General features: G+C 57.2%; 4 protein-coding genes and 2 tRNA genes. 2 read left to right on the forward strand and 4 right to left on the reverse strand.

Features of this window, described 5'->3' with window-relative positions:
• Positions 1-38: 38 nt before the first annotated feature.
• The 3 genes from H5U08_RS04680 to H5U08_RS04690 form a co-directional block, all read right to left on the reverse strand.
• Complete coding sequence (locus H5U08_RS04680) at positions 39-3770, reverse strand: DUF5696 domain-containing protein (protein WP_297030756.1); 3732 nt, start codon at positions 3768-3770, stop codon at positions 39-41.
• 168 nt (positions 3771-3938) lie between these two features.
• Positions 3939-5363 (reverse strand): glucuronate isomerase, encoded by a 1425-nt coding sequence (gene uxaC / locus H5U08_RS04685; RefSeq protein ID WP_297030759.1) that lies wholly within the window; start codon positions 5361-5363, stop codon positions 3939-3941.
• Between the two features lie 282 nt (positions 5364-5645).
• Complete coding sequence (locus tag H5U08_RS04690; protein WP_297030761.1) at positions 5646-6536, reverse strand: hypothetical protein; 891 nt, start codon at positions 6534-6536, stop codon at positions 5646-5648.
• Between the two features lie 492 nt (positions 6537-7028).
• On the opposite strand from H5U08_RS04690, the gene H5U08_RS04695 reads away from it, so the two are divergent.
• Positions 7029-7101: transfer RNA gene (locus tag H5U08_RS04695), tRNA-Cys, on the forward strand.
• 80 nt (positions 7102-7181) lie between these two features.
• Here the strand turns inward: H5U08_RS04695 and H5U08_RS04700 are convergent.
• Positions 7182-7254: transfer RNA gene (locus tag H5U08_RS04700), tRNA-Arg, on the reverse strand.
• Positions 7255-8135: 881 nt separating this feature from the next.
• Here H5U08_RS04700 and H5U08_RS04705 point away from each other — a divergent pair.
• Complete coding sequence (locus H5U08_RS04705; RefSeq protein ID WP_297030764.1) at positions 8136-9113, forward strand: DUF1559 domain-containing protein; 978 nt, start codon at positions 8136-8138, stop codon at positions 9111-9113.
• Positions 9114-9455 lie beyond the last annotated feature (342 nt).

Below are 9455 nucleotides of genomic sequence, written 5' to 3' on the forward strand. Positions count from 1 at the left end.
TCTGACCTCGGAAGGGAGAATCGGTTTTCGAAGCGACATCATGGAGCCAGTCTGGCCCCCCATTCTCCCGGCTGGATCACCAGCCTGATTTCTTCCTGGCCGGGGAGCGGCTCTGTACGGACCACGTTCCCATCGATGTCCAGGAACTCGATTTTCGTGGCTTGTGCTAATTTCCACGGCAACTTCGACCAAAAAATGGTCAGTTCGGTGGGCTGGTCCTCCAGCGGCAGCGGGATCACGAGGACGCCACCGCCCGCCTGCGCTACACGCACCCCCTGGGCCGTCACAATCCCGCCGAAATTCACCGGTCGGCCGTCCACGTTCTTTCGGAGTAACAACCGATCGGGCTCATCAGGCTGCGGGGTCCACGTCACCTGGTTGTCGTCACCCCGTCGAATTTTGCCCAGCCGAATCCGTGCCTGACCGTCGTCCGGGCCGGCGAGGGAAAGCCGGCGGCCATCCCCCGGGCGATAAACTCCCACCCGCAATTCCAGTTCCTGCCCGACCGGAATGCTCGCAGGAATCCTCGCCCGCACGACGCTGTTGATATGTCCCGTGACACCGCTCAGGTCGCGAGGTTCAAACCGCCCCTGGAAGAGAATGTCGCCTTTTTCGTCACAAAAATGGGCAAACGGGACCCAGCCTGCTGGGATCGGCGCCCGGGCAGCCCAATCGACGGAGATCTCTATCTCCTCTCCCTTTTGAGCAAAATTCGTCGCCCGGGGCCGAATCGGTTCAGGCCCCATGTAATCTTTTCGCGCATTGACGTAGATACTTTCGGGTGTGATCGCCCATTCGACAATCAGTCCGTCCCGCCGCGCGATCGCGGCTTCTTTAACGACACGGCCTGCCCGGGAGTTCTCAGCAGATCGGGCGAGAAATCCGAATTGAGGCAGCACCACTCCGGCAACTTCCCAATCCGACTCTCCTCGGTTGCACCAGGTTTCTATTCCCCCGGCCCATTTCACGTGAATGTGGTGGATATTGTTATCAACAAATTCCACGTCTTCGATCCGATCAAGAGCCAACGCCCGGCCCAATGCCGAGAGCAACCAGTACTTGCGGACAACGTCCTGGCCGAACGGCTGGGCCACCATCGCCGGGTGTCCCGTCAACACTTCGGTCGTCATGTAATCGTCGCTGTAAATCCCATGAAGCCGAGCGTCCAAACCTGCCTGATAACGACCGGAATATCCGGCTCCGTGGAGAACAAAGCGGTCGTGGTGAGCCGCATCAAACCACGGGATCCGTTCGGCATCCTCGCAATCCCAGTTCCATACGGACCACTGATAATATCCGGGAATGGGCTTCCCCACGCGAAGATGATTGGTGGTGGCCCCATCCAGCCAGCCGATCAGTTGGTCATGACCGCTTTCAGAAATCTGCGGCGCATGATCCCCAAGGAGTTGCCGGATCCACGCGAAATGCTGCCCCCAGGTGTTTCGGGTATAGACTTTGTCGAAAAATTTGCCATCGGCCGTCCAGTAATCATAGGGACCGATACTGCTCCAAACGTCGATAAAATAGGCAGTTGGTTTGATATGCTCTGCAATTTTGGTGAGGTTGGCTTGCAGAAAAGGTGCCACGCAATCCGCCCGATAGCGATAGGATTGGGCCTGCCTCCCTTCGTTAAACCAGGCCCTGACCGGCTGAGCATTGGCATGGAAGGCAATTGTATTCAGGTAAGAGAATCCCTCGGCGTCGGGGTAAAAGTCGATGTAGTTATCGTGCAGTGCGAAACGAACACCGGCCTGCCGACAGGTCTCGGCAAGATATTGCATATCTTCGAGCGTCCCTAAACTCGGATTGGGCGGAAAAATCTCGGGCAGACGGTAGTCATACCCCCAACGCTGCCAGTTGTGCCAGATCACCAGACTATCCGTCAGCCCGTAGCGGAATGCCTTTTGCAAAGCGTCCGCGCTTTCCCGGTAACGTCCACCCCACAGATCAAAGACGAACCTTCCCGCAAGGACGGGAACCCCATCCGCTGGTTTGAGCCCATTCACCTCCCGCCATTGCTTGACGGCGTCCCACACACGGGTTGCCGGGATGAGCGTCATCTTCGACGCATGGGCCACGTGAAGCGAATAGTGCCGTGCCGCCGGATTCACCTGGAACGCGCTCGGCGGAACATCGCACCCCTGCACAATGGTTAGCCCGTCATCGAATTCAAGCCCCACGAACGAAGTAGAAAGGCGGTGCCCATCGAACCCCAGCGTATAACTTTGGGGTTTTTGCACCACGTTACCGGCGCCTGCATAAACCCGGAATGCCTCCTGGGACCAGCTTCCCACGGCTACATCCTCAAGATGCACGTCCACCCACGGACGGGGCGGGGGCACATTGTCGAGGCACCAGCTAACTGTCAGTGTTCCTTTTTCCACGCCCACGACGCCAATAAGATCAAACGGCCCGGCAGCATTCTGAAACCGATGTCTTACGACAAGGCGTTGAGTGCCATCGGAGATCTTTTCCGCCTGGGATTCCACACCCAGAAGGGCAGTCGCCGATCGCACGCTGTCCAGTCGGGAGCCCAGCACCGTCACTTCAAATCCGTGGAATGAAAGCACACGCTGTCCGAAGCGGAAGCGAACCTCCGCATCGAGCAGGCCTCGCAAACCCAGCTCCACCTCAGCCTGCCCCCGAAGTCCGCCGACCCCTACCGTTCCCAGAATGATCGGCGTGCCCGGCTTTGATCCTTCCCCTTCTCGCAGCGTGGGGGATGTTCCTGCAATCAGCGTCGGCTCTGCCCAGAAGGATGAGTCCCAGCCCGTGTTGTTCTTCGGTCCCGGATGCGATTCGAGCTGGAGCCGAATCGTCCTCCCCGCATAGGCAGAGAGATCCACCTCGTGTTGTTCCCAGGTTTTGGCCGTCGTGTGACGTTCGAACACGATTTTGCCGAACGCTCCGTCTGGTGCCGAGAGATCGACAACGCGCACCCGAAAGGTAACGCCGTCGCTTTGGCCTTCGGGGGTCATTCCCAGAGCAAACGACAGGTGAATGGGAACACCCGCCGGTAGCGCAACGGGAAACTCCACCATGCCCGTGCCCGGTTGCCCCCCATACCAGGGCGGATGAATGCCGATGACAGGTTTCGTCACACCGCCAAGATCCCGGGTCATCTTATCGCACGTCCCACGGTGGGAGGGATGCGACCCACGCCACCCGACCGGCATGGTCTCTGGGTCGTGCCCAAACACCTGAAAAACTGCCCGAAAAACGGGCACCTCTTCAAGTGCCAGCGCCGTGTTTTTGGGCAACTCGAACGGTTTCCAATCCCACGCAGCGCTCGGTGCCGGCGGTGCCCCCCGAACCAGGAAAACCAGGATCGGATGGAGCAATACTTCCTGACCGTCCAGGTCAAGTCGACCATAGGCGTGAATGGGATAGTGGGCGTTGTAAATCCGCGGTCCAAATTTCAGTCGAAAATTTCGGCGAACCGTTTCTCCCGGCGGGATGGATAGATTCTCAATTTCCCCCGGCTCGGCCTGACATCCATCGATCGACCGCAGTCGAATTGTACCGCGTACCGGCCTGTCAGCCGTGTTTTGTACAACGAGCGTGCACTCGAACCCTTCCGGTGAATAGGTTATCTCCGATGGCCCCTCGATGCGCAGCGTCACCCCTAAAGCGGAATCCACCGGCGGATTGTAGGCGCTCGCCCGCGAAGAGAAGCCCAAAACCGAGAGCAACGCCAGGGCGAAACCGCCTCCGAAAAGGAATATCCACCTGCCACACCACCGGGTCATAGGGGTCGGTGCCGAGCGCATTGTGCTGACCTCCCGTCTTCGTGTAGTCAATGTGCCAACGACAGACAGATCCCCGTGGGATACCACTGCGACTGTCTGACAGTGATTTGGCTGGTCAAATTAACATGGACATCCCCGGGACGCAATGCCTACGCCCTTGCGGGAGATTTGATGGGGAAAAACCTTTTTTCAACCGGTGACCCCTGGGAAATTGAAGTACTGGACCGCGTTGCGGTAGCAAATATCGCGAACCAGTTCTGCCATCATGTCAAAATCATTCGGCAGCAGCCCACGTTCCATCTCACTGCCCAGGAGATTGCAAAGGATCCTTCGGAAGTATTCATGCCGCACAAAGGACAGAAACGAGCGACTGTCCGTCAACATGCCGACGAACCGACTGAGCAAACCAAAATTGGAAAGTGTCTCCAACTGCTTGAGAATACCATCCCTCTGATCGAGGAACCACCACGCAGCACCGTACTGCATCTTTCCGGGGATTTGCCCATCCTGGAAACACGCGAGGATGCTGGCCACCACTTCGTTAACGGAAGGATTGAGGTTGTACACAATTGTCTTGGTCAACTTGCCTTCCATTTCCAGGCGGTCCAAAAATTTCACCATACATCGTGCCAAATTGCCGTCGGCGATCGCATCAAATCCTGTGTCCGGCCCGAGCATTTGGAACATTTTCGTGTTGTTGTTGCGCAGAGCTCCGACGTGGAACTGCTGCACCCAGCCTTTCTCGTAGTCCATGACCGCGCACTCGTAGAGCACCGCCGACCTGAATTTATTCCGCTCGTTTTGGGACACCGACCGCCCGTTGTACACCTGCCGGAAAATCTGATTCAAATCCCCCTCTGTTGTTTCCTCACAATAGAACTGCTCTATCCCATGGTCCGACACACGACAACCGTGCTGGTGAAAATAGTCGTGCCGTTTTCGCAGGGCCTCGATGAGCGTCGGGAAATCTTTCACCTCGACGCCCGAAACTTCACTTAACTTGTCGATCCAGACATGGAAGCGGTCCGGGTCCTCCACCATAAGCGCCCGATCCGGCCGAAACGTGGGAAGGACACGTACCTTAAATCCACTATCCTGGGCAATCTGCGCGTGGTATCGGAGATCATCGGTAGGATCGTCGGTCGTGCACACGACAACAACGTTAAATTGCTTCAGAAGTCCCCGACAGGAGAATTCCGGTTGAGCCAGCTTCGCGTTGCATATTTCCCAGATCTCGGCCGCTGTTTCAGGACACAGCAGCCGATCCGTAATCCCGAATGGACGCTTCAGCTCCATGTGCGTCCAATGATAGAGGGGATTCCGGAGCAACCGTGGTACGGTTTCCGCCCACTTCATGAAAACTTCGTAATCGCTGGCCTTTCCCGTGCAAAAATACTCGTCCACCCCGTTGGCGCGCATGGCCCGCCACTTGTAATGGTCGCCCCGAAGCCAAACCGCCGTCAAATTGGGAAAGCGATGGTCCTGCGCAATGAGATCAGGAGGCAAATGAGAGTGATAATCCACGATGGGCAGCTCACGCGCAACCTCATGATAGAGCCGTTCCGCCGTCTTGTTTTCCAGAAGAAAATTCTCACCCAAGAACTTGTGCTCCATTCCTCACCTCTCATCTACCGATTTCAACGTTCATTACCATTAACCCGATCATCCTTTCACGCAGAGTTCTCATTCCCGCCTTGGGCAATTCTGTTGGCCATGCACTCGCGTGACGGTGGAGGCTTTGCCTTGATGCGTACTCACTTCATTTGTCGATCGCTGCCGACTGCTCCCCGACAGCAATTTGATGACGGGATGCCGCAAGATAATCCTTACGCGTATCTTTGACCATGACCTCCCGGGAGTTTTCTACCTTACCCGAAAAAGCAGCACCCTGCCACACTATCCCTCGGATAACGGCGGCTGCGAGAGCAAAAATTGCTGGAGTCGTCCAGTGACAATCCCTTTCGGGACCGCGCCTTCGCCCAAGATGTAAAGGCACCTTGCGGCAAAAGTCACTCCCTTCTCTATTCCTCCCGGCAAAATTTCGTAGCCGCAAACTTCCGGCGGGCTTCCGGTAACAGTCCGCACTGCTGGGTTGATTTGCAACTCGGAAAGCTCCCGTGCATCTAGCGGCAGGCCGTCCAGAGGGTGCACCCAACGGAGCAACCAGGCGTTCTCCGGCAATCGCCAGGTGACAACGTCGAATGCAATATCGCCTTCGCTTTGACCGACTACCATGTTCTGCGGCACCAGAGGAATCGCGGAGTTTCTCAAATCTTCGCCACGGACACGGATCTGCCCCAGCGGTTCGGTTAAGAGCGCGTCAATCTCGTCAAGCAGGACCACCCGCGGCCGCGTTTCCCCAGCTTCCGTGCGCATGAGGAGCACAGCTTCGAGCACGGCTATCGGTTGAGCTTGTGAGCCGCCGCCATGTTCGCAAGCAGAATCAGAGGAAGGAGTTTCTTCCAGAGATACCGTCACCACGACTGAAAGATGGAAAGATTCTTCCGTTGCATGTCGAAATCGCGCCAGGCACCGGCCATCCGCAGTGGGAAAAAACTCTTCCAGCACAAACCCTGGTTCGAGCCTGCCTTGTGATTTGCGGAGAATCCTGGCGAGGACGAGATGGCCTCTATTTTCTCCGTGTGTCTCGCCGGCCCATTTTTGGAAAACGACGCGAAAACCTTGTTCGGGCTGGCCTGCAGAAAAAGAAATCTGCCATAGCCCAACATTCCACAAAGATTGAGTATCGACAATTGTACAGTGGACACGTTGTGGTTGACTATTCATCGAACTGACCACTTTTCTACGACTACCAGGCGTCTCTTCAAAAGAGTCTGCCAATCGGTGCCAAGCGGCTTCTGTACCGGCCTCCTTCCTCCGGGCCTCGGGTATCGCAATTGATTATCGGGCCTTGTTGGCCCATCATGCAATTGGTGGTACAAAACGGGCACCGAGACGGCCACCGAAGATGGCACAACAGACCCGTGGTAACGCGCGTGGTGACATCGGTCAACCCTCGGTCGGAGGATCGTCCGTGGCGGAAGTTTCGGTTTGTTAGAAGCCCTGTGGGGGCGTCAGGAGATGGCGAGGCGCTGCGAACCGGACGGCTCCGCTCCGCTGCCCGATTCACCAGTTGCATGAAGCCCCAGCAGGGGACATCTCTGCTTATCAGAATGACGGGAGATCTATGCCCGAGAATTTCTATTCGCGGCTAATACATTTCCATGTGGGCGGGACTAGGCGTCGGAAACGCGAGTCCATATAATACATGCTTGAAAGGGCGCCGTAGCCAAGCGGCTAAGGCAGCGGATTGCAAATCCGCCATTCGCCGGTTCGAATCCGGCCGGCGCCTCTCCACAGTGGAAAACGAAAACCCCGTGATTTCTCACTTAAGTGATGGAAATCACGGGGTTTTCTGGCTTACTGTGGGAACACGCCCGGAGGGATTCGAACCCCCAACCAGCGGATTAGAAATCCGCTGCTCTATCCCTTGAGCTACGGGCGCCCAACGTTCCGAATCGGCTCCTCTTCGTCATGCGGAACCGTCCGATCCTGGCTCCGAGTCGGCCGATCCCCGTTATTGTATGTCTGTTGCCCAGCAGAACCCACCCGCTGTTCTTCACTGGGGATCAGCGTATCCCGCCTTTTCCCTCCCTTACCAACCTGGCAGATGCCCATTGGTGTATATCCCGCTGCAGCGTCCCGTGGTCCCCTGGCCCTTTGTTGGAAATCCTGTCCCAACGTCGCTCAGCGGCGACCTTCACCTCCGGACAACCGTTGTGGCGGGGGCAACCCAATCCGCCCCAGCAGGTATCAGGTGGCAAGGCCAACGATTTGGAGACTGACCATCGCGGCTGGCCGCCGATTTCCCACCGCCGCGCAATCGATGCAGGGGGTGCTCCTCTCGTCCTTGCGCGATGGACGCGAATTACTCGGCGACCACGTGGTCACCACTCTGTCTTCAAATTATCGGGCCCCGTGACGATTGGCAAGGTGGTGTGGGCTTGGCCATGTCCACCTTTCCAAGAAACGTAGGAGACGCCATGCCGCAATGTGGTACAGGGGCGATTCATGAATTGTTCCTGCCGTGCGACTGGCACGTGAACCGAGCAGTTGGGACCCCGCTGGTGAAACGGACCATCCCAAGGTTGGAATGTGGACCTGACAGGCAAGTCGCATCGAGAAATCCTTCGGAGAGGAATGCTTGGTGGGCCCGGCGCCGGAAAACCGGTTTTCTACCATTGAGAAATGGCCCTGCCAAGCATGTTCCTCCGGGGGGGAATCTCCCTGCCCCCAAACCCGCGCGGACATTCGAGGCCCCATCGGCAGAGGCAAAGTGGGACGTGTCAGGGTGTGCGGTTGTTCGGCCGGTGTTCGTGGGGTATCATGCGCGGTCAAATTCGATACGGACTGGGCTTGACGGCGGAGCAACTCTTCAGGAATGAAAACATGAAGGCGGGCTTCACGCTGGTGGAACTTCTTGTTGTGCTGACGATTGTGGGGCTCCTCACAGCACTGCTTTTGCCGGCCGTTCAGAGTGCGCGAGAGGCTGCTCGGCGTGCCCAGTGCAGCAATAATTTGAAACAACTGACGCTGGGAATGCACCACTATCATGATCAGATCGGGGCGTTTCCTTTTGGATTCAGCACTCTGGAGCAATCCTGGCACGCGATGTTGCTGCCCTACATTGAGCAGGAAGCCCTCTACCGGACGCTCATCTTTCAGGAATCAGGCCCGGGGAATTGGGATTCGGGGTCTGCCAACACGAAGGCGTGCCAGACGGTGATTCCGGTTTTTCGGTGCCCCAGCTTGCCGCTCCCGGAACACGTGGATCATGACATCCCTCAACGGGTGCCCAACAGTTACAATGGCATTGCCTCTTCCTCCGCGGCATCCGATGATCTGAGTACCGTACCTGCCGGCTATCCCCGGGTGGCGCTGGAGCAAATCAACCTGGATGGCATGCTTTACGGAAACAGTGCGATTCGGATGGCAGATGTGACGGATGGAACCAGCCACACTGCGCTTTTCGGCGAAATGCACACCAATCCAGACTTCCAAAAAGACGGGCAGTCAATGGATTACTGGCAGATTGGCTTGCCTCACACGGCAACGTGGTTGCCCGGGGGAATCGGTGGGACAGAATACTCCGAGGCGCTCGCTTCCACGTTCGCGCCGCTTAATGGCTGGAAGGATTCGACGCTGCCCGGCGTGGTAATGGAATTGGCATGTGGGAGCTATCATCCTGGCGGCGCCATGTTCGGCTTCGTGGATGGCTCTGTAAGATTTTTGAGCGAAAAAGTGGATTACCAGCTCTATCGGAGCTTGGGTTCCCGCAATGGGCAGGAGATGGCCGAGCCGTAACAGCGAATGGGCTCCACGGGGCATACAGCACCGGGTGTCTCCACACAGAAGATCAAAACGAAGACAAGGGTGACGGTGTACAGAAGAAGCAACCGTCACCCCTGTTCGCTGGCGAAAGATAGGATATGGCCGGGCACTTACAGGATAGTAGCCCATTGGCAAACCCGTTTTTTTCGGGCCATCAATATTCGCGATCTGTTTTGAGTCCCGGCATCGGGACGGGATAGCGTCCGTCGGGCCCCAGTTGGAGCGGTGCTGGCGAGTCCATGGTCAAGTGATCGAGGCCCGGCGCCATCTCGTGCGGGCAGTTGAGCATTTCTTCGTAGGTGATTTCGCGACCGG

The organism is Thermogutta sp. (assembly GCF_014359955.1).
GTDB lineage: Bacteria > Planctomycetota > Planctomycetia > Pirellulales > Thermoguttaceae > Thermogutta.